This is a genomic window from Synergistaceae bacterium (assembly GCA_021372895.1).
Taxonomy (GTDB): domain Bacteria; phylum Synergistota; class Synergistia; order Synergistales; family Synergistaceae; genus JAJFTP01.
In genome coordinates this window covers 1-20371 of sequence record JAJFTP010000054.1, presented here as the reverse complement: position 1 = coordinate 20371, position 20371 = coordinate 1, and the positions used below count along the sequence as shown (strand labels likewise).

The following is a 20371-nucleotide window of genomic DNA, read 5'->3' as shown; positions in this document are numbered from 1 at the left end:
ATTAAAAAATACAAGGAGGTTTTTTTAATGAAACGGACATCTGCAGTTATCGCACTAACGACACTTATCATCGCAGTATTTGCATGCGCGGCGCTTGCCGCATCCTATCCCTCCAAGCCCTTTGAATTTCTGGCTCCGGCCGGTGCCGGCGGCGGCTGGGATACAACGATCCGTATGGTGGGAAGAGTGCTTGCCGAGGAAAAGATCATTACCCAGCCGATGCCAGTAACCAACAAACCGGGAGGCGGCGGAGCGGTCAACCTTGCCTACATGCAGAAGAAAAAAGGTAATCCGTACACCATCACCGTCTATTCACCACCTCTCCTCCTTATTAATCTGACCGGACAGACGGAACTCGGTTACAAGGACCTCACACCGATAGCAATGCTGATCAATGATTTTGGAGCTTTTGCTGTGCCAAAAGACTCAAAGTTTAAGAACATCAAAGAGGTAATGGAAGCACTGAAGAAAGACCCCAAGAGCGTCAAGGTCGGAGGAATGAGCTCCGCGGGCAGCATGGACCACATCCAGTTCCTGCAGGCAGCAAGGGCAGCCGGAGTCAAGAACCTTAAGGAAATACCATATATTTCACTTCAGGAGGGCGCCATGGCTGCATTGATGGGCGGGCATATCGATCTTCTCTCCACAGGAATGGCTGAGACGGTCGGCGCATTTGAATCAGGGGACATCAAAGTTCTTGCCGTAAGCTCCCCGTCACGCATCAAGAGCGGAGTTCTCAAGGCAGTTCCTACACTCAAGGAATCCGGTATTGATACAGTTTTCATCAACTGGCGCGGGCTCTTCGGCACCCCCGGAATGGGCAAGGCGGAACGTAATTTCATGGCCGGAGCTCTGAAAAAAATGAGCGAGACTAAAGCATGGAAGGATATCTGCGTCAAGAACGGCTGGGAACCAGTCTACATGGGATCTGATGAATTCACGAAGTTCCTTGATAAAACTAATGAGGAATATAAGGTCATTCTCGGTGAGATAGGATTCCTCAAAAAGCAGTAAATGACAGACCAGTTAATTGCGGCGCGGCAGGGTCGACCTGCCGTGCCGTCACTAAATAAGGGAGTGAAATTCTATGAATCCTGACGTCATAGTGGGTTCCTTCGCAGCCGTATTCAGCATAGCATACACAATAGCCGCATGGGAACTGCCTAGTGCTGCGATAGGCAACCCCATGGCTCCAAAATATTTTCCGCTCGTTGTCGGAGCGATGGCCATAATTTTTTCTGTAGCACTGCTCATAAGAGGCGTGAAAAAAGGACCTGTGGCAAAGAAGGCAAAGACCTCGGACAAGGGCTACTGGATCCTGATTGCAGGACTCATAGTCCTATGCCTTGTTTATGCGGCAATACTTGAAAAAATCGGTTTTATCATTAGCACGATACTCTTTTTGGGCGCGATGCTCTTTCTTGTCAACGGCGTCAAAGGATGGAAGGCCAATATACTCACGGCCATCTGTTTCACGCTCGGCATCTGGTACATATTCGAAAAAGTTTTTGTTATAACACTGCCCTAGGAAGGGGGATCATTATGGAAGTTTTACATCTGCTCTCTATCGGATTCATAAACGCACTCACCCCCCTGAACATCATCTGGCTCTGTGCAGGTTCAGCTCTAGGGACAGTGCTCGGCATGCTCCCCGGCCTAGGCCCCACGACAGGGATAGCGCTTCTCATGCCGCTGACGTTTACAATGGCTCCAGACACCGCGCTGGTAACGATGTGTGCGATATACTACGGGGCCATGTTCGGCGGCTCAAGAAGCTCAATACTTCTGAATGTTCCCGGCGACGGGGCAGCGGTCGCCTCGTGCTTCGACGGCTATCCCATGTCCCAGAACGGGCAGGCGGAGGCAGCCCTCGCGATATCAGCGATCGCATCGTTCATCGGCGGACTTATCGCAACGATAGCGTTCGTCGCAATTGCCGTACCAATAGCACGTTTCGCGCTTAAGTTCGGCCCCCCGGAATATTTTATGCTGATGTGTTTCGCTCTGGCGGCTACTGCAGCAATATCGAAAGAGGCTCTGCTGAAGGGGCTTCTCTCCATGTGCCTTGGACTTATGATAGCAACAGTCGGGATCGACCCTCAGTCAGGCGCCATCCGTTTCACTTTCGGAATTACCGCACTGCAGACCGGCATTGATTTTGTAATCGTGATCATTGGCGTATACGGTCTCGGCGAGGTCTTCCATAACATGGAGCACATTAAATCCGAGCTCAATGTAAAAGTACAGAAAAAGTTCGGCAGGATATGGGTCACAATGGCACAGTTCAAACGCTGCTGGTGGCCTATGATACGCCAGACCCCGGTAGGTTTCTTTATCGGGGTACTTCCCGGCGCAGGAGGAACGATCGCCTGTCTTATGGCTTACAACAATGAAAAACAGCTTGCAAAGAACCCTGAGGATTTTGGAAAAGGCGAGATCGTCGGCCTTGCCGCACCTGAAGCAGCCAACAACGCCTGCTCCGTAGGCGCCCTCATTCCGATGATGACTCTGGGCGTTCCCGGTTCCGGCACTACAGCCGTTATGCTTGGTGCGCTCATGATCCTGGGCCTTCAGCCCGGGCCGCTGCTCTTCCAGCAGCATGCGGATATTGCGTGGACCGTCATAGCAAGTATGTTTATAGGCAATGTGATCTGCGCGATAATAAACATACCCCTTGCAAGTCTGCTGGTGCGTGTCCTTGCCGTTCCTGCCAAGATACTCTACCCCCTTATAGTCATTATGGCCCTTATCGGGGTCTACACTATAAATTTCAGCACCCTTGATTTTGTACTGCTTGTGATATTCGGGCTTTTCGGATATTTCATGAAGAGATATAAGGTGCCGACATCCCCCTTGATCCTTGCCGTTGTCGTCGGGGCCTCAATGGAACAGTCACTGCGCCAGTCGCTCATGCTCTCTGACGGCAGCGTGTCCATCCTCTTCCGTTCGCCAATTTGCCTGGTTCTGTTTGCCCTTACGGTCATCTCTATCGCATGGCCGTTCATCAGCGATTGGAGAAAAAAGAAAAAGACATATACAGCGTGATGCTTTTGCAAAAAAAAATTGTTATAGCACCGAAACATGACGCAGACATCACACTCATTGTCTGTGTCATGTTTTATAATTTACAGCGGGATAACATTACAGAAATGTTACATGATAATTATGTGTTGATCCGACTTTATATAGTAAACTAAGCAGGAAAAGTTTAATTTTATACAAACAGATCGTTTTATATGCGGCAATACTCAATCAGACTTTGGAGGTAAAGAAAGGTGCTGTTTTCATAATGGATCCATCCCTGTCAAAAAGGAATATGCTGCTTTTGGCAGTCATTGCGGCAATACTGGTGATATATTTCATCCCCATAGGCTCGCACCCCCTGCTGGAACCTGACGAAGGACGCTACGCTGAAATACCGCGGGAGATGATAGAGTCGGGAAATTATATAACTCCTATGCTGAACTATGTCAAATATTTTGAAAAGCCGGTGCTTCTCTACTGGATGAACGCAGGCAGCTTCAAACTCTTCGGAGAGACGGATTTTGCCGCGCGTTTCGCCTCCGCCTCATGTGCTGTGCTGGGCACGGCCGCTGTGGGACTGTTGGGCGCGTTCATGTTCGGAAACAGCGTCGGGATCTTATCCGCTTTGGTAACAGCCACATCCCTGCTTTACTTCGTCATAGGAACGATAAATGTGACGGACATGCCGCTCTCGTTCTTTATGACCCTGGCACTTGCCGCTTTTTATGTCGGGCAAATAAAAAAAGACCGGCGATGGTTCCTGCTTTTCTACGCGGCTATGGCGCTTGGTCTGCTTACAAAGGGACTCGTGGCTATCGTCCTGCCAGGCGGGATAATTTTCTGGTATATCGTATTGTCCCGCAAATGGCGGCTTGTACCGGATGTTCTCTATATTCCGGGTATCATTTTATTCCTGGCTATCTCTGTGCCCTGGTTCTATCTCGTGTGCCGCGACAACCCTGACTTTTTCCATTTCTTTTTTATTCAGGAACATTTTCTTCGCTATACTACAAAGATACATCACCGCTATGAACCATTCTGGTATTTTTTGCCTATCATACCCGCCGCGCTGGTGCCGTGGACCGGTTTTTTCCTCGCATTGTTCAGCAGGAAAAGTATCGTCAGGACACCGGACAATAGTGCAGCCAAGGATGCGACCCTTTTTCTGCTTCTCTGGTCCGGCGTCATTCTGCTATTTTACTCGCTATCGGATTCTAAGCTCATCCCCTACATAGTGCCATGCCTGCCCCCTCTTGCGATTTTGATAGCCGCGGACATTGACCGCATGGTCAGGCAGAGACAATGGCACGGGTGGGCGCTTATATGGTCGGCAGGTATCGCGCTGGTTTTTTCTGCGGGGCTGTTTTTTTACGCAGCCACCGGTGATGTGATTGCCCATTCAAGAGCTCTCACCATAGCTATAAAGCTGTCGGCGGGACTTCTGACAGGCCCTTTTTGCGCCTTCTGGATCACACGCGGACGACGAAAGGATTTCAGAACTGCTGCGGTAATCCTATGCGTTTCAGCGTGCTTCTTTATAGCCGGGATGCAGGACATTTATAAAATAATGGGACAGACACGCTCCTCTTATCAAGTCTCAAGCGTGATAATAAATAATGCGGCTGAAGATGATACAATTGCCGTTTACGGCGAGGTCCTTCAGGGTATACCCTTCTATACGAAGCGGCGTGTCATGCTGATAGATTATTCAGGTGAACTGAGGTTCGGGGCAAATCAGAGAGAAGGCAAAGGGTGGTTCCCTTCCGCAGAGGAATTCCGCGTGGAATGGCAGGCAAGGAAGAAGCCCTATGTCCTTATTATAAGAAAAGACCGCCTAGGGGAACTTTTCCCGGGGGGAAATGCCGGTGAGACAAAAAAGATAGAAGTGGACAGATACTTGATCCTCTTCAACAGGGAGGGCACTAAATGAGAAAAGAATTTCTTCCTTTTGCAAAACCGTCCATAAGCGAGGAAGCGATAGCGGACGTAGCTGATTCTATCAGATCGGGCTGGCTCTCGATGGGGCCGAAGACGATACGTTTTGAAGAGAATTTCGCAAACTACACCGGAGCATCATGGGCTCTTTCCGTGAATTCCGCTACCGCTGGCCTGCATACTGCGCTCATGGCGCTTGGCATAGGCCGCGGCGACGAAGTGATAACCACCCCGATGACGTTTGCTGCAACAGTAAATGCAATACTTTTTGCCGGCGCAAAACCTGTCTTCGTAGATATAGACAGAGACACACTAAACATTGATCCTGATAAAATAGAAGCTGCCGTAACACCGGCAACCCGCGCCATGATCCCTGTCCACTTTGCAGGCATGCCCTGTGACATGGACCGGATAGAGGCGATAGCTGACAAATATGGGCTGGCGATAGTCGAGGATGCGGCACATGCTCTGGGTGCATCCTATAAAGGACGCAGGATAGGCGCCGACAGAGGCATTCGCCGGGCATCAGTTTTCAGTTTCCACCCGACAAAGAATATAACAACAGGAGAAGGCGGGATGGTATGCACCGGTGATGCGGAGATCGCAGAGAAGGTCTCTGTGCTCAGGCAAAACGGCATGTCAAAAGGGGCATGGAACAGGTACGCGGCAAAGGGCAGCGCAAACTACGACATCTTCTTCCCCGGACTAAAATACACCATGATGGACATTCAGGCGGCAATAGGGGATTCTCAGCTGCGCGAGCTCGATAGCTTCAATGCGAGGCGGCGCTGGATCGTCTCCTTCTACATGAAAGAACTCGCCGATGTTGAGGGCCTCATACTTCCAAAGGCCGCACCATGGGAGTACACCCACAGCTGGCATATTTTTACGCCATTCGTGGATATAGACAGGCTTGGCATCACGAGAGACGAATTCATGGCAGGCATGAAGGATCTCAACATTGGAACAGCCCTACACTATCAGGCGCTGCATCTCTTCACCTGCTACGGGGAAGTAACCGGCCTTCGAAGGGGCAGTCTGCCGGAGGCCGAATATGTGTCCGACCGCATAGTCTCCCTTCCGCTCTTCCCAGCGATGAATGACGAGGACGCGTATGACGTTGTCGAAGCAGTACGCAAAGTCTGTGGGAACGAAAGGTAGAGAATGAAACCCGAGATTTCGATCGTCATACCCGCATATAACGAAGAAGAGTCGCTGCATGCGCTTTTTGACAGCCTATATCCCGTTATGACGAAGATGGGACGCTCTTTCGAGATAATATTCATAAACGACGGCAGCAAGGATTCGACCCTTGGGATCCTGTATGATTTTTACAAAGCCCATCGCGAGGTAAGGGTAATAGACCTCAATGGCAACTTTGGACAGCACATGGCAATAATGGCAGGCTTCGATCATGCGCTCGGCAGCATTGTGATCACGCTTGACGCCGACCTACAGAATCCGCCGGAGGAGATACCGAACATAGTCGCGAAGATGGACGAAGGATATGACGTCGTAGGGACTTATCGTATCGGACGTAAAGACCCTGCGTTCAGAAAGATCGCGTCTAAACTTGTCAACAAACTCACAAACCGCATTGCAAAGCTGAACATCCGAGACTACGGCTGCATGCTCCGGGGGTACAGCCGCAGGATCATAGACATAATCAACGAGAGCCGTGAATCTACTACCTTTATTCCTGCTCTTGCGCAGAAATTCGCGGCAAAACCGATAGAAATACCGGTAGCCCATAGGGAACGCGAGATGGGCGTTTCAAAATACGGGCTCTTCCAGCTCATCCGCCTCAACTTTGACCTCATGACCAGCTTTTCTCTCGTCCCGCTTCAGATGGTCACGATGGCGGGCATGGTGATATCAGCGCTCTCCTTCCTTCTGGTATGCTATATGTTCCTCCGTCGACTCATCCTGGGACCAGAGGTCGAGGGGGTATTCACCCTTATGGCGATACAGTTCCTTCTGACCGGCATAACGCTCTTCAGCCTTGGAATTACCGGCGAATACCTTGGGCGCATATACAGAGAGGTCAGCAGGCGTCCCAGATATTCGGTAAAGAAAATGTTCCAGCATGATGAATAAAAGGCCAAGGATAGTCCTTTTCGCATACAGCGAGGTTGGCAGTGCCTGCCTTGAGAAACTTATAAACGATGGGGCAAACGTCGTACTTGTATTTACTCATGAAGACGACCCGGGAGAGAAGATATGGTTCCGCTCCGTCAAAGAGCTCGCACTTGAGAACGGGATACCAGTCAGGACCCCGGCTGAGATCGATGCCGCGGAGATCGAGGAAGTGCGTAAGGCTGAGCCTGAACTGATATTCTCCTTCTACTACAGAGCTATGATACCGAAGAAAGTACTTGAGCTCCCGCGTCTAGGCGCTTACAACATCCACGGGGCGCTGCTCCCGAAATATCGCGGCAGGGCCTGCGTGAACTGGGCAGTGCTGAACGGCGAGACGGAGACAGGAGCCACTCTGCATGTTATGACTGAGTTCGCGGACAGGGGAGATATAATAGCACAGAAGCCTGTTGCAATACTCTTTGAGGATACGGCGTATGACGTATTTCTTAAAGTAGTGGATGCGGCTTGTGATATACTTGCCTCATCCCTGCATTCCCTCGAGGACGGGACAGCCAAGAGGATCCCGCAGGACGAATCAAAAGCGACAAAGTTCGGACGCCGCAGACCTGCGGACGGAGAGATAGACTGGAATAAACCTGCAGTCGAGATATATAACCTTGTGCGAGCCGTCACACATCCTTTCCCCGGCGCATTCACACACTGGGGCGGCAAAAAAGTCTTTATATGGAAGGCAGTCCCTGTCGAAGGCAGAGCGGCTCCGGGAGAGATCGTATCAAAAAAACCGCTGATGGTCGGCACGGGCAGCGGGGTTTTGAATGTGCTGAAAATGCAGCCGGAAGGCGAACCTGAAAGGGATGTATAGATTATGAAAATACTGATTACCGGGGTAAACGGCTTTATTGGCACACACCTGATGGAGGGTATAATTGCCTCTACCGACTGGAATGTGCGGGGGTTTGACATAGCGTCTGATAACCTCGCCCCTTTTGCCGGAAATCCACGCTTCAAATTCCGTCAGGGAAACATCTTCAAAGATACAGGCTGGCTTGAAGAACAGGTCAAAGGATCGGACATTGTAATTCCTTTGGCCGGAATAGCCAAGCCCGCCTACTATCTTCAGAAGCCGTTGTGGACATTCGAGCTTGACTTCGAGCAGAACCTGAAGATCGTGCGCTTCTGCGCAAAACACAAGACGCGAATAATATTTCCGTCTACATCGGAAGTTTATGGGATGAGCGGCGACACGATACTCAAGGAAGACGAGAGTCAGCTTATAACGGGGCCTATCAGGAAGATGCGCTGGATATACAGCTGCAGCAAACAGATGATGGACAGAATGATATTTGCCTACGGGCAGGAGACGGGCCTTGATTTCACGATCTTCCGCCCTTTCAACTGGGTCGGCCCCAGGCTTGACACGTTCAAGGACGCTGAGGAATGTACGGCTCGCTCCGGGACACAGATGATCTACGATGTGCTCCATCGCGGGAGAATATCACTGGTCAACGGCGGAGAGCAAAGGCGCAGCTTCACATGGATCGGGGACGGCATAGAGGGGTTGATGGCTATAATAGAAAACCGCGGGAGGAAGGCGGCAGGGGAGATATTCAACATTGGCAACCCGACGAACAACTACTCCATAAGGGAATTCGCCGAAATGCTCATCGAAGAGATGAAACAGTTCCCCTGCTTCCGCGAAAAGGCAGAGGCGGCTGTGCTTGAAACGGTAACATCCGAATCTTACTACGGAAAGACGTATGAGGATGTGCAATACCGCATGCCGTCCATAGAAAAAATGGAGTCTCTTCTCGGTTGGAAGCCTAAAACAAATATACGGGATATCCGGCACAAAACGCTTCAGTGGCATGCGGAACAAGGAGAAAAAATTGGCTAAACTCGCTGTAAAAGTAGACGTCGATACTCTGCGCGGATACAAAGAAGGCGTGCCGCGGATGCTTGACCTTTTCAAAAGACATTCCCTGCATGCCTCTATTTTCTTCTCGTTCGGCCCAGACAACTCGGGCAAAGCAATAAGGAGGATATTCCGCAGAGGCTTCATATCAAAGATGCTCCGAACAAAAGCTCCATCGACATATGGACTCAGAACGCTTATGTATGGCACGCTGCTGCCCGCCCCGCTCATTGTCCCATCCGCACCGGATATATTCGTACGAGCAATAAAAGATGGACACGACTGCGGCGTTCACGCCTGGGACCACGTGTATGTACAGGATAGGCTATCCAAAATTTCAAAGGAGGAATTTAAATCCCTCTTTGATAAAGCGGCCTCGATGTTCGAAACCCTCTCGGGGACAAAACCGCGAAGCTGCGCTGCTCCGGGGTGGCAGATATCAAAAGCGAGCCTTGATGTACAGCAGGAGATGATGCTTGACTACTGCAGCGACGTCAGGGGGTATTTCCCTTTTATTCCGGTATTTGAAGGCAGTAAGTTTTCCCCTGTGCAGATCCCGACGACGCTCCCTACAATGGATGAGATATACGGCCTTCCGGGCATCAACGATGAGACTATCCCTTCTTTCTGGCTCAAAGGCATGGACAAAGAATGGAACGTGCTTACAGTACATGCCGAGATGGAGGGGATGTCCAAGCTGGGGGTTTTCGAAAAATTTATTACTATGGCAGAAGAACACGGCACGGAATTCTTTACGCTGCTCGACTATGCAAAAAATTCAAATCCCGTGTGCTGTAATATAAATATGGGCACGCTGACGGGACGCGCAGGCAGGCTTGCGATACAGGAGGTCGGATAAAGTGGACAAGGCAGGGCTTTTGCTTATTATCGCCTCGGCTGTCACAAACGCAATGGGGAGCACTGTCATGAAACACGCATACGGCGGAGACGCGTCGATGGTATCATCCGGTATCGTCGGTGCTTTTCTGCGGATACTTCTCAACCCCTGGATAATAGTGGGGCTGGGTTTCTTCGGGATCTCCTTCTTCTTCATGGCCGCATCGCTCTCGCGCACGGATCTCACTCTGGCCTATCCTCTGATGTCCGGCCTTGTATACCTCATACTGCTGTTTATAGGATTTTTCATATTTAAAGAGAAGATAACCGTTATCAGAATAATAGGCATGGGATTGATATTATTCGGCATTACGCTGCTGACGATAAAAAGCTGAGGGGGATTTACAGCATGAAGATATGCGTTGTTGGAACCGGCTATGTCGGGCTCGTGACCGGGACGTGCTTTGCCGAAAAAGGCAATGAGGTCTGCTGCATTGACATAGACAGAAACCGTATAGAAAAACTTAAGCAGGGAATAATACCGATATATGAACCCGGCCTCGCCGAACTGGTGGAGAAAAACCTGCACACCGGCAGACTCTGTTTTTCGACAGATATAAAGGACGGGCTCAAAGGGGCACAGCTCTGCTTCATAGCAGTGGGCACGCCCCCTGCGGAAGATGGGAGCGCCGATCTTGCGCAGGTCCTCGCGGCAATTGACGATATCGGCGCAAACATCGACCATTCCTGCTACATCGTCGTCAAATCGACAGTGCCGGTGGGGACCGGGACCCTCCTCTGGAAGCGGATAAAAGCTTACCTTAACAAGCGCGGACTTGAGAAAATCGATCTTGAGATAATCTCCAATCCTGAATTTTTGAAAGAGGGCATGGCAATAGAGGACTGCCTCAATCCTGACCGTGTCGTCATAGGTATCACATCTGAGGCGGCAAAGTCCGTCATGCGCGAACTGTACGGATCATTCGTCAATGAGGACAAGCTTTTATTCATGGACCCATCGTCTGCGGAGATAACAAAATATGCGGCTAACGCCATGCTGGCATCGCGCATAAGCTTCATGAACGAGATTGCCCTGCTCTGCGACAAGGTAGGGGCGGATGTCACCTCAGTAAAAAAAGGGATCGCCTCAGACGGACGCATAGGCACACACTTCCTCAATGCCGGCTGTGGATACGGCGGCTCATGTTTTCCCAAAGACGTGCAGGCTCTCTGCCATATAGGCGAGGGACAGGGACTGGACATGACTATGGCATCTGCAATAATCAAGGTCAACCGGAAACAGAAAGAACTGCTCCACATAATGATGAGGGAGAGGTTCGGCAGCGACATGGAGGGGCTCAGGGTCTCGGTTATGGGACTCGCGTTCAAGCCCAACACCGATGACATGCGCGAAGCTCCCGCAATAACTCTGATACGAGGGCTCCTCGACTGCGGAAGCTCCGTCACCGCATTCGACCCCATAGCCATGCCTCAGGCAGCATCCTTACTGCCAAAAGAAGTAAAATACGTTCAAGACGTAAAAACACTTCTCACAGGAGCGGACTGCGCCGTCCTGGTTACGGAGTGGCCGGAGTTCAAGGAACTTGACTGGGAAAAGCTGGCGCCTCTCATGAGATATAAAATAATCTTCGATGGACGCAACGTCTACGATCCCGCGGAAATGCAAAAATTAGGATTTGAGTACTACTGCATCGGAAGAAACTGCCGTCCGTCTCGATAATGCCTTAAGGGAACGCGGATCAAAAACACCGGCAATAAGCCGGGCAAGCGGCACAGACATGCAATAGTTTTACCTGTTCCTTTGTGCGTTCCATTATTCAGCGCTCCTTTATTAACACCGCCATTTTATGGACAGTTTTCAAAAATGCCCTGCCGTTTTTATGCAGGGCATTTTATATTTACGGCGGGCGGTTATCTGTTATTCAGCCCCGTCGATGCCTTGATTTGAAAGCTCGTCGGCGCGCCTGTTCTGCTCCCGCGGGATCCACCCAAGTATGACCTGCATGCCCTCCATAAGTTCCCATGCCTCCTGAGCAAGTGCCCGCAGATGCGGAAGGTTTATCTTCCATTGCTTTGAGACCTGGCTTATGACAAGTTTGCTGTCTCCGTATATCTTGAGTTTTGTCACATTACGTTCGCGTGCAGCATTCAGAAGAAGTATCAGAGCCATGTATTCCGCCTCGTTGTTGGTCTTCTTACCTAAAAAACGAGCCGTTTCCCAGACGACAGTACCGTCATCATCTACAAGCAGAGCCCCTGCACCGGCTATTCCCGGATTCCCGCGCGACGCCCCGTCAAAATATCCTTCCATTAAAACCCCTCTTTCATAACGCTTATGTATAAATAATTGCGCTATACTCTATTATATACTGCATGGGAGGTATAGAGATGGCATCTGTGAAAAAAACTAACGCGGTGAGGATAATGGAGAGCGCCGGAGTCCCGTTTGAGCTTCTTGAGTACGAGATAGATGAAGAGGAACTCTCCGCCGAGGACGCGGCGGCAAAGACAAACATACCGGAAGAACAGACTTTCAAGACTCTATGCGCAAGGGGAGATAAGACAGGCGTTATGATGGTATGCGTTCCTGCGTGCCGGGAACTTGACTTCAAGGCGCTGGCAGCGGCAAGCGGCAACAAAAGCGCGGAACTCGTCCGCCTTAAGGAGGTCCAGCCATTGACCGGATATATCCGCGGCGGATGTTCCCCTCTCGGCACAAAGAAAAAGTACCCGGTCTACATTGACGAGACGGCGATGTTATATGACTTTATAACAGTAAACGCGGGGCAGAGGGGACTGCTCTTCAAACTCAGCCCTGATGACCTTATAAAGGTAACCGAGGCAACCGTGGCCGATATCATCCGTCCCGTTTGAAACTGCGGAACAGGTACGGCAAGAACAGTACGGCATCTGCACAGGACTCATTGTTTGTGCATGCATATACTTACCCGTAAAACAACTTTAAATCAAGGAGCATCCAAATATGCCAGATGCATCCGGCAAAAGACCATCCAGAGCCGCGCTGGTTATTGCGTATCTAATCGTCTATATAATATGGGGATCCACGTACCTCGCGATACGCTTCTCTGTCGAAACGATACCGCCATTGCTTTCGGGCGGGATACGTTTTCTTATGGCCGGACTTATCCTTCTCGCGGTCCGCACCGCACAATCAGGATACAAGACTACTATCGAAGGATGGAAATACGCCTTCGCAGCATCTATCCTTCCGTTCGCCGTCTCTTATGGGCTCATCACGACAGCGGAAATCATCGTCCCTTCGTCAGTGGCGGGTCTCCTGGTAGCCCTTGAACCGCTTTGGTTCTGTGTAATCGGCTGGCTGCTGTTTAAAGGGACAAAACCGACAAAGCTGCACTATCTAGGGATAGCTTTCGGCTTCCTGGGCGTCTACTTCCTCGTCTCAGGCAGCCGGAACACTGATTTTTCAATGGATCCAAGCTATACTTTCTGGGTGTTCATGCTTCTTTTAAGCGGTCTGGCGTGGGTCCTGGGCGCTTTCATCTCAAAAAACCCCAAAATTCACGACGACCCTTTTATGTCCTCCGGTATGCAGATGTTCTGCGGCGGTATCATATTGATAGTCACACAGTTTGTGCTTTCTATATGCACCGGTCGCTATCCGTCGCTTGGGACTTTTTCATCCCGCTCGGCGTTTGCACTGGTCTACCTTATCATATTCGGCTCACTCATCGCCTATACGTCATTCCTATGGCTCATGCGCGTTGAACCGGCAAACCGCGTCGCGACACACGCCTTCGTCAACCCGGTCATCGCGGTATTCCTAGGCTGGCTCATCGGAGACGAATCGCTGCATCTCAATATGCTTATTGCAACTCCATTAGTGGCACTCTCCGTTTTGTTGATGGTATGGGAACCCAGAAAGTAGCGCGGTCCCGAGTATGCAATAATCTCTATTTATGCTCTCACCACTTAAAGACACCTGACATTTTCACCATGATTGTTCCAATTTAAGACGCGCAACTACCCTATATTTACAATACCTGCTGCCAATAAAAAGCCCCATACAGGATAGGCCTTGATGCGCAATTTTCTAGAAAAGACGCTTCTTCCAGAGAACTCCGATTGCAACGACAGTCAATGCCAATGCAAGGAGCCCCACTATATAGAAACCCAACGGGTGGCCGGACCACGGCACAGGCACATTCATGCCGAAGAAGCTCGCGATCATTGTAGGGATCGCCATCACAATCGTGACCGAGGCGAGAAATTTCATGACTATGTTAAGGTTGTTAGAAATAACCGAGGCAAACGCATCCATCATACCAGCCAGAACATCAGTCTGGATCTGAGCCATCTCTATCGACTGGTCATATTCGACCCTGACGTCATCAAGCAGCTCTTCGTCCTCCTCGCGGAACTTTATCAGATGGTTTACCTGCGGGTTCGAGCAAAGGCGAAGCAAGCGCTCGACGACCACCCTGTTGGAACGCAAAGACATGGAATAGTAAGTAAGCCCCTTCTGAAGGTCAAGGAGCTGGAATAGCTCCTGATTCTTCATAGACTGCCTGAGATCCTGTTCTATCTTATCCGACTTCCTCGTCATCTGGCGCAGGTCTTTCAGAAAGAGGATCGCGGAATGGTAAAGAAGCTGAAAAAGGAACCTTGTCCTTTTGAACGTGCAGAAATATTTATATTTGCTTGCCGTGAAATTCTGCAGTACATCGTTATGTTCCTGACAGACAGTTACCAAATAATCAGGTGTGACAATAATACCGAGAGGCAATGTGTCGTACTCGCCCGGGCGGTCCTCGTGATTCAGAGGGACGTTGATAAGTACAAGGATCTGGTTATCCTCGATTTCAATACGGGAAGATTCCTCAAGGTCAAGTGCGGCACGGACAAAATCCTGCGGGGCTTCGGTTATTTTTTCAACGGCAAGAAGCTCTTCAACGGTAGGCCTGATCAGACTGATCCATGCGCCGGATTCTATCCCGTCCAGCGTAAGTTCGATCAAGCCTTCATCATATGTCTTTGTGATTTTAAGCATTTCATTTCCCCTTTCCCAATATGTCCGGCAAAAATCAATGGATATCCGCAAAAGCTGCGGAACTGCACAAAAATGCCCGTATATTCCTACATATAGACAAATTTGCAGCAAAACATCCGCCGTACATATTCATGATATAAATTTGAGATCGGGAGTGAAGTCAGATATGACAATATAAATCGGAAGAAAATCCTCCACACCCGGCAAGCGCCGGGCGCAGCAAGCTGCAGTCCGGGCTTAAACTATAAATACTCTGCGTTCCAGAGGTTCAGGACTGGGACTGCTACTGTCCATGGATTACTCCCTTCCCCGGATCGTTTCCGGATTTTTAAAGACGGCGGAACAGAAAGGTGTCGGCTCATTCTTAGAAAGTTTAGACCGCAACTGCAATAAGGTCAAGCAAAAAAACAAATTATTCCCTCTTTAATTTCATACGTTCTGTAATATTCGATACACCGGATCCCGCCATCCATTGTATGTATGAAGAGGACGCTGCTGTCTCAGCCTCACAAAACGGATCGGCCATCCTACGCTTAGATATGAAGAAAACCGCGGTACGGTCTTAATTACAAAGATCATACCGCGGTTCCGCTTTTAGGCTGTAAGTTATCTTATCTGCCGTTCTTAATTTTCATTACAAAATAGATAACCGCCATTTACATTTCAAACGAGAATCCTATCTGGGCACCCCAAGGCTGTGTACGGCCGTCTCCATCCGCATACTGGAATCTTGCGTTGAGATAACGCCCTTTGGAAACCTCCCAGTTTAGACCTATTCCGTAAACGTGTCTAACCCGCAATTTACTAACGTTTGGAGAACTGCTTGTTAGCCCTTGCTCCCTTGAGTCCGACCTTCTTACGCTCAACCATACGTGAGTCGCGGGTAAGGAATCCTGCCCTCTTAAGTGCGGGACGCATTGCAGGGTACATTTTGAGGATCGCCCTAGCTACACCGAGACGGACCGCTCCGGCCTGACCAGTGAGGCCACCGCCGTGCGCGTTGACAAACACGTCAATTTTGCCCTCTACCGCCGCTACCTTAAGCGGCTCTGTCGCCTGTAATGCCCAGTAGATGCGCGGCAGGTAATCCTTTACTTCGCGGTTATTGATAAGGAACTTGCCGCTGCCCTCGCAAATGCGTACGCGTGCGATCGCGTTCTTCCTCCTGCCGGTACCCCAGATGAAGGTCGCAGGGGCCGCTGCTGCTGTTTTAGTTGCCATTTTATTCCACCCCTATCCTTAATCTATCTGCTCCGGCTGCTGAGCCGCATGCGGATGGCTCGGGCCGGCATATACTTTAAGCTTGCGGTACATATCGCGTCCGAGTTTTGTCTTGGGAAGCATTCCCCAGACGACCCTCTCAATAAGACGCTGCGGCCGGCGTTCAATAACCTGCTCGTATGTGAGTGTCTTAAGTCCGCCTGGATATCCGCTATAGGTGCTGATGGTCGACTGCAGACGTTTTTTGCCTGTCAGTCCGACCTTATCGGCATTGATGACTATGACGAAATCCCCGCAGTCAACATGCGGCGTGTATGTGGGTTTGTGCTTTCCCGCAAGAATGCGGGCTATCTTTACTGCCATGCGGCCAAGGTGCTTGTCTGTTGCGTCTATGACATACCATTTACGCTCTACCGATTCACCTTTGGCCATGAACGAACGTGTGCCGATCATGGATCTTCCTCCTTAGAAAACATGGGGCTATAATTTTTAATTTTATTTTTCTTAAAGCGATCCGTCCGGTTCCCGACCGGCGTGGCATTGTGCGCTGCGACGCACCGTCATTCGGGACGCTGTCTGTAAACGTGGGGGAGAACAGACAACGGGATCAGAATACGCGTTCAAGCCTTGGGTTTGGAATTATGCCCGGCAGACGTCCCCTTTTCGCTATGGGTTTGCCATCCACCATTTTTATATCCATCGTCATATCCCTCGGCGTACCGTGGGTTATATAGCTGCCTACGCCATAAACGTTTGCCCCTGCCTCGTTCATTATCTTTATGCGATCCGGTGTCAGTCCGCCGGTCGCTATGACCTGGACTTTTTCAAAGCCTGCGGCATCGAGGCGCCAGCGGATCTCGCGGACGAGATCGGGAGTTACTCCGCCGCGCTCTCCCGGAGTATCGAGCCTGATGCCGGAGAGTTTTTCTCCGAGACATTCCGCAACTCTCATCGTTTCTTCGGCCTCATCTTTAAACGTGTCCACAAGCACAATGCGCGGTTCCTCAGCGGGTATCTGCGCATCATATACTTTTGCAAGCTTGACGGTATCGCCCATCAGCAGTATCGCAGCATGGGGTATCGTACCCCTGGGCTCTTCGCCGCAGAGTTTTGCGGCAAGTATGCAGCTCATAGCGCTGCAGCCTGCTATCTTGGCGGCTCTCTCCATTACAGGGGCGACCGCGGGATGCACATGGCGCGCCCCGAAACAGAGGACGTCACGGCCTTCCGCCGCCTCCACACACTGCCCGGCAGCCGTGGCCCATCCTGTAGATGAGGCGAGCATACCCAGCAGAACTGTCTCATAGAGGCCAAATGATTTGTATGAGCCCGTAAACCTCATGACAACTTCCTTTGCCTCAAATGCGCTGCCCTCAGGCAGAGATTCGATCTCGGGCGGGTTCGGGAGAGTACGAAAGAGGCGGATGACTTCTTCACTGCCGGCATATATACCGCCCTGACGCGCAAAAACTTCCGCAACGACCGGAACGTCGAGTCTCCCCGCAGCACTTAGCACATCCCTGGTCTTGAGAAAGTAGATATCCGTTGTCCAACCCGCAAGTATCTCCTCATGTGTTGCGGAGAAGAGACGGCCTTCGATTTCCTTGTAAGAAGCTATGTCCTTCTGGCTGTCCAGGCGTTTAAGAGGCATCTCAGCTCTCCGGGCCTATCTTATGACAACCTGCAATATTGAAAATATCATAAATGCAACGATCAGCCCCGAAGTGATCTTAGTCAGAGACGACATCCGCTGCCATGTGCCCCCGCTATCGGCCTGCGTGCCGCCGCCTCCGAAGGAACCGGTAAAACCGCCGCTCTTTCTGCGCTGCATCATAATAACGCCGATGAGACCTGCACAAACAAGTATGTGAAGTATTCCGATAAGAATTTTCACAAACTACACCTCCAAGTATTGTCAAACTCATCCGGCACCGGACAAATCTGCCTGGCCGGTAGGATAATTATCCATAGTGCGTACAGCGTAGTATTGTACCACAGGTAACAGCATTTCGGCTATACCTTTTATAGCCAAAGCCCTGTGCGATATTTTTGTTTTTATCGAATCACCGAGCTCGGCGAATGTCATGTCATAACCATCCGGTATAAATATCGGGTCGTAGCCGAAACCGGACTTACCGGCTGGAACTTTTGCAAGACTGCCGTCACAGTATCTCTGGCAGACTACAGGCTCTCCGTTCCATGGAAATACCGCTGCGATACAGGAGACGAACCTTGCGCGCCTGTCCTCTTTGCCATCCATCTGTCCCAGCAGCCATAAGATCCTGTCCATGTCGCTCCCCGGCACAATACGGGCCGAATGTATTCCCGGCGCTCCGTCCAGCGCCGCGGCCTCAAGCCCGCTGTCGTCTGATATAGCAGGAAGGCCCGTCGCCTCCATCCAGGCACGTGCCTTGAGGAGCGCATTCTCCAAATAGGTCGCTCCGCTCTCCTCAATTTCCTTCGGACCGTCAATGTCTCCGCCAAAGAGAAGCTCGATCCCGATAGGCTTGAAGGCATCCTTCATTTCGCGGTATTTGTTTCTGTTGCCGCTTGCAAGTACGATCTTCATAAAACAAAAAGTTTCCGTTCGTCTTCTGTAAGCATAAGGCATTCGATCTGTTTTGCATGGATATATTTTATACCGGCCCAGCCAAGCGCGATTATCTCATCCAGCTCGGGACGCGAAAAAGTTCCGCTCTCTCCCGTACCCTGCAGCTCTACGAAATCACCGCTTCCGGTCATTACAAGATTTGCATCCACTTCGGCGGCTGAATCCTCTTCATAGCACAGATCGAGCATCGGAACACCGCCGACCTTGCCCACGCTCACTGCGCCTATCTGCGTCCTCAACGGAATTTTTGTTATTTTATCATTCGCACAGAGCCAGCGCATAGATTCAAAAAGCGCAATAAAACCGGCGGATATCGACGCGGTCCTGGTGCCTCCGTCAGCCTGGATGACATCACAGTCTATCCATATCGTCCTCTCTCCGAGTTCCGACATATCGACCGCCGCGCGCAGGGAGCGGCCGATGAGCCTCTGTATCTCACTGCCCCGTCCGCTCAGCTTTCCTCTGTTGATATCACGCTGCATCCTCTGGTGCGTCGAACGCGGGAGCATCGAATATTCCGCACTTACCCAGCCGCTGCCTGAACCGCGCATAAAGGGAGGGACCCTGTCCTCAACCGAGGCAGTACAGAAAACATGAGTGTTGCCCCATTTGACGAAAACCGAACCCTCGGCATAACGGCTGCACGCGCGATCAAACGTTATCTCCCTGAGCTCCGACGGATGCCTGCCGTCAATCCTTATGCCGGACATGCTATTGTGTTATCTCCCATGGTTTTGTGAGATCAACCGTGCTCTTATCATTGGACTCTTTGCCTTCGATGTAGAATTTTACTTTTTTGATCGGCGGGAAGTTCTCCTGCATCGTCTTCACAAGCCCTGTGATAACAAGAGCCGCCTTGTCCTTTCCTATCTTCTTCAATGATGACTGGAAAGCGCCGGTCATATCAAGGTAAAGCCAGTCGCCGCTGCGGAAAATATTCTTTACATAGACGCCGTTATCGAGCATGTTTGTCTCTTTCAGTCCGTCGATATATACGGCAAGCACCTTTTCTATGTCTTCCTCAGGGAGCCCCTTGTTGATATCTACCTTGCGCTCCGTGAACTTTCCATTATCCGGTATATAGAGCGTATAGGCCTCACTGCCGGATGCTGAAGGTGCGCCTCCTCCTGCCGGCTGAGACTGTTCGACTTCAGCACCGCTGCCATAGACACCGCCCAGGCGCGGACTGCCTTTTTTATCTGCCCAGTTGAAGAAATAGTTGGTACCGAGATAGCCTATGGCAAACAGGACCGCGAGCAGCGCGAACCAGGCAAAGATCCTGACTAGAATCGGGGCTTTTCTGCACTCGTCATTTCCATCGTCATAATCGTCATAATCATCGGTCTTGGCTGTTTTCGTCCTTGGATTACGGATATCTTCCTCATCTTCAAGCTCGCGTTTCCTGAGATCACGGCGCGAAAAGAGGGCGGAATATGCCGATTTCCCCACGTCTTCAGCCGGCAAGGCACCTCTGCGCGATTCTTCCTCCCCGGCCATAGGCTTTCTGCGGCGGACTGCAGGCTCATCGTAGTCAGCATCTCTTTTTTCTCTGATTACGAAATGTCGGGTTCTCTCTTCGGGGTCCCTCATTATATGCATTCCTCCTGCTACCCTACCGGACTACGACAGGGTGTTCTTTTATATAACTGACTATGCCATTAGCAAAACTCCTGCACAGAGA

General features: G+C 50.7%; 22 protein-coding genes. 13 read left to right on the top strand and 9 right to left on the bottom strand.

The genetic code is table 11. From position 1 onward, the window contains the following. Positions 1–27 precede the first annotated feature (27 nt). The 11 genes from LLF78_04815 (at position 28) to LLF78_04765 (ending at position 11549) form a co-directional block, all read left to right on the top strand. Positions 28–1014: a tripartite tricarboxylate transporter substrate binding protein gene (locus tag LLF78_04815; protein MCE5201815.1), complete on the top strand. Its 987-nt coding sequence runs from the start codon at positions 28–30 to the stop codon at positions 1012–1014. Between the two features lie 73 nt (positions 1015–1087). Continuing rightward, complete coding sequence (locus LLF78_04810) at positions 1088–1528, top strand: tripartite tricarboxylate transporter TctB family protein (GenBank protein ID MCE5201814.1); 441 nt, start codon at positions 1088–1090, stop codon at positions 1526–1528. 14 nt (positions 1529–1542) lie between these two features. Next, positions 1543–3045, top strand: a complete 1503-nt coding sequence (locus tag LLF78_04805) for a tripartite tricarboxylate transporter permease (GenBank protein ID MCE5201813.1) — start codon at positions 1543–1545, stop codon at positions 3043–3045. A gap of 244 nt (positions 3046–3289) precedes the next feature. Next, complete coding sequence (locus LLF78_04800; GenBank protein ID MCE5201812.1) at positions 3290–4954, top strand: glycosyltransferase family 39 protein; 1665 nt, start codon at positions 3290–3292, stop codon at positions 4952–4954. Continuing rightward, positions 4951–6120: a DegT/DnrJ/EryC1/StrS family aminotransferase gene (locus LLF78_04795; protein MCE5201811.1), complete on the top strand. Its 1170-nt coding sequence runs from the start codon at positions 4951–4953 to the stop codon at positions 6118–6120. The genes LLF78_04800 and LLF78_04795 overlap by 4 nt, the downstream gene beginning before the upstream one ends. 3 nt (positions 6121–6123) lie before the next feature. Further along, entirely contained in the window at positions 6124–7056 is a 933-nt protein-coding gene (locus LLF78_04790; GenBank protein MCE5201810.1) for a glycosyltransferase, read from the top strand. Continuing rightward, positions 7046–7921: a formyltransferase gene (locus tag LLF78_04785; GenBank protein ID MCE5201809.1), complete on the top strand. Its 876-nt coding sequence runs from the start codon at positions 7046–7048 to the stop codon at positions 7919–7921. The genes LLF78_04790 and LLF78_04785 overlap by 11 nt, the downstream gene beginning before the upstream one ends. 3 nt (positions 7922–7924) lie before the next feature. Further along, positions 7925–8953 (top strand): bifunctional UDP-4-keto-pentose/UDP-xylose synthase, encoded by a 1029-nt coding sequence (locus LLF78_04780; GenBank protein MCE5201808.1) that lies wholly within the window; start codon positions 7925–7927, stop codon positions 8951–8953. Then, positions 8946–9830, top strand: a complete 885-nt coding sequence (locus LLF78_04775; protein ID MCE5201807.1) for a 4-deoxy-4-formamido-L-arabinose-phosphoundecaprenol deformylase — start codon at positions 8946–8948, stop codon at positions 9828–9830. Before LLF78_04780 ends, LLF78_04775 begins: the two co-directional genes overlap by 8 nt. Before the next feature lies 1 nt (position 9831). Continuing rightward, complete coding sequence (locus LLF78_04770) at positions 9832–10203, top strand: hypothetical protein (protein MCE5201806.1); 372 nt, start codon at positions 9832–9834, stop codon at positions 10201–10203. 14 nt (positions 10204–10217) lie between these two features. Next, a complete protein-coding gene (locus LLF78_04765) occupies positions 10218–11549 on the top strand; it encodes a UDP-glucose/GDP-mannose dehydrogenase family protein (protein ID MCE5201805.1) in 1332 nt (443 codons plus the stop codon). Positions 11550–11747: 198 nt separating this feature from the next. Here LLF78_04765 and LLF78_04760 read toward each other — a convergent pair whose 3' ends face one another. Next, complete coding sequence (locus tag LLF78_04760) at positions 11748–12140, bottom strand: ribonuclease HI family protein (protein MCE5201804.1); 393 nt, start codon at positions 12138–12140, stop codon at positions 11748–11750. A 77-nt stretch (positions 12141–12217) separates the two neighbouring features. On the opposite strand from LLF78_04760, the gene ybaK reads away from it, so the two are divergent. Further along, the gene (gene ybaK, locus LLF78_04755) at positions 12218–12703 is read left to right on the top strand and encodes a Cys-tRNA(Pro) deacylase (GenBank protein MCE5201803.1); all 486 of its coding nucleotides are present in this window, start codon (positions 12218–12220) and stop codon (positions 12701–12703) included. Positions 12704–12812: 109 nt separating this feature from the next. Beyond that, the gene (locus tag LLF78_04750) at positions 12813–13736 is read left to right on the top strand and encodes an EamA family transporter (GenBank protein ID MCE5201802.1); all 924 of its coding nucleotides are present in this window, start codon (positions 12813–12815) and stop codon (positions 13734–13736) included. A 165-nt stretch (positions 13737–13901) separates the two neighbouring features. On the opposite strand, the gene LLF78_04745 is transcribed toward LLF78_04750, so the two are convergent. The 8 genes from LLF78_04745 to LLF78_04710 form a co-directional block, all read right to left on the bottom strand. Beyond that, on the bottom strand, positions 13902–14858 hold the full coding sequence (locus LLF78_04745; GenBank protein MCE5201801.1) for a magnesium transporter CorA family protein: 957 nt from the start codon (positions 14856–14858) through the stop codon (positions 13902–13904). 804 nt (positions 14859–15662) lie between these two features. Next, positions 15663–16079: a 30S ribosomal protein S9 gene (gene rpsI, locus LLF78_04740; GenBank protein ID MCE5201800.1), complete on the bottom strand. Its 417-nt coding sequence runs from the start codon at positions 16077–16079 to the stop codon at positions 15663–15665. An 18-nt stretch (positions 16080–16097) separates the two neighbouring features. Beyond that, complete coding sequence (gene rplM / locus LLF78_04735) at positions 16098–16532, bottom strand: 50S ribosomal protein L13 (protein ID MCE5201799.1); 435 nt, start codon at positions 16530–16532, stop codon at positions 16098–16100. 154 nt (positions 16533–16686) lie between these two features. Beyond that, positions 16687–17730, bottom strand: a complete 1044-nt coding sequence (locus LLF78_04730) for a nicotinate phosphoribosyltransferase (protein MCE5201798.1) — start codon at positions 17728–17730, stop codon at positions 16687–16689. 15 nt (positions 17731–17745) lie between these two features. Further along, complete coding sequence (gene secG, locus LLF78_04725; protein MCE5201797.1) at positions 17746–17973, bottom strand: preprotein translocase subunit SecG; 228 nt, start codon at positions 17971–17973, stop codon at positions 17746–17748. 27 nt (positions 17974–18000) lie between these two features. Continuing rightward, positions 18001–18648 (bottom strand): RdgB/HAM1 family non-canonical purine NTP pyrophosphatase, encoded by a 648-nt coding sequence (gene rdgB / locus LLF78_04720; GenBank protein ID MCE5201796.1) that lies wholly within the window; start codon positions 18646–18648, stop codon positions 18001–18003. Further along, positions 18645–19391, bottom strand: coding sequence for a ribonuclease PH (rph, locus tag LLF78_04715; protein MCE5201795.1), 747 nt, complete (start codon positions 19389–19391; stop codon positions 18645–18647). The genes rdgB and rph overlap by 4 nt, the downstream gene beginning before the upstream one ends. Positions 19392–19401: 10 nt before the next feature. Then, on the bottom strand, positions 19402–20280 hold the full coding sequence (locus LLF78_04710) for a GerMN domain-containing protein (GenBank protein ID MCE5201794.1): 879 nt from the start codon (positions 20278–20280) through the stop codon (positions 19402–19404). Between the last annotated feature and the right edge of the window lie 91 nt (positions 20281–20371).

Bases quoted from the DNA above. Each gene is read 5' to 3' on its own strand.
- LLF78_04815 (MCE5201815.1), top strand. From the start codon at position 28: ATGAAACGGACATCTGCAGTTATCGCACTAACGACACTTATCATCGCA.
- LLF78_04810 (MCE5201814.1), top strand. From the start codon at position 1,088: ATGAATCCTGACGTCATAGTGGGTTCCTTCGCAGCCGTATTCAGCATA.
- LLF78_04805 (MCE5201813.1), top strand. From the start codon at position 1,543: ATGGAAGTTTTACATCTGCTCTCTATCGGATTCATAAACGCACTCACC.
- LLF78_04800 (MCE5201812.1), top strand. From the start codon at position 3,290: ATGGATCCATCCCTGTCAAAAAGGAATATGCTGCTTTTGGCAGTCATT.
- LLF78_04795 (MCE5201811.1), top strand. From the start codon at position 4,951: ATGAGAAAAGAATTTCTTCCTTTTGCAAAACCGTCCATAAGCGAGGAA.
- LLF78_04790 (MCE5201810.1), top strand. From the start codon at position 6,124: ATGAAACCCGAGATTTCGATCGTCATACCCGCATATAACGAAGAAGAG.
- LLF78_04785 (MCE5201809.1), top strand. From the start codon at position 7,046: ATGATGAATAAAAGGCCAAGGATAGTCCTTTTCGCATACAGCGAGGTT.
- LLF78_04780 (MCE5201808.1), top strand. From the start codon at position 7,925: ATGAAAATACTGATTACCGGGGTAAACGGCTTTATTGGCACACACCTG.
- LLF78_04765 (MCE5201805.1), top strand. From the start codon at position 10,218: ATGAAGATATGCGTTGTTGGAACCGGCTATGTCGGGCTCGTGACCGGG.
- LLF78_04760 (MCE5201804.1), bottom strand. From the start codon at position 12,140: ATGGAAGGATATTTTGACGGGGCGTCGCGCGGGAATCCGGGAATAGCC.
- ybaK (MCE5201803.1), top strand. From the start codon at position 12,218: ATGGCATCTGTGAAAAAAACTAACGCGGTGAGGATAATGGAGAGCGCC.
- LLF78_04750 (MCE5201802.1), top strand. From the start codon at position 12,813: ATGCCAGATGCATCCGGCAAAAGACCATCCAGAGCCGCGCTGGTTATT.
- LLF78_04745 (MCE5201801.1), bottom strand. From the start codon at position 14,858: ATGCTTAAAATCACAAAGACATATGATGAAGGCTTGATCGAACTTACG.
- rpsI (MCE5201800.1), bottom strand. From the start codon at position 16,079: ATGGCAACTAAAACAGCAGCAGCGGCCCCTGCGACCTTCATCTGGGGT.
- rplM (MCE5201799.1), bottom strand. From the start codon at position 16,532: ATGATCGGCACACGTTCGTTCATGGCCAAAGGTGAATCGGTAGAGCGT.
- LLF78_04730 (MCE5201798.1), bottom strand. From the start codon at position 17,730: ATGCCTCTTAAACGCCTGGACAGCCAGAAGGACATAGCTTCTTACAAG.
- rdgB (MCE5201796.1), bottom strand. From the start codon at position 18,648: ATGAAGATCGTACTTGCAAGCGGCAACAGAAACAAATACCGCGAAATG.
- LLF78_04710 (MCE5201794.1), bottom strand. From the start codon at position 20,280: ATGAGGGACCCCGAAGAGAGAACCCGACATTTCGTAATCAGAGAAAAA.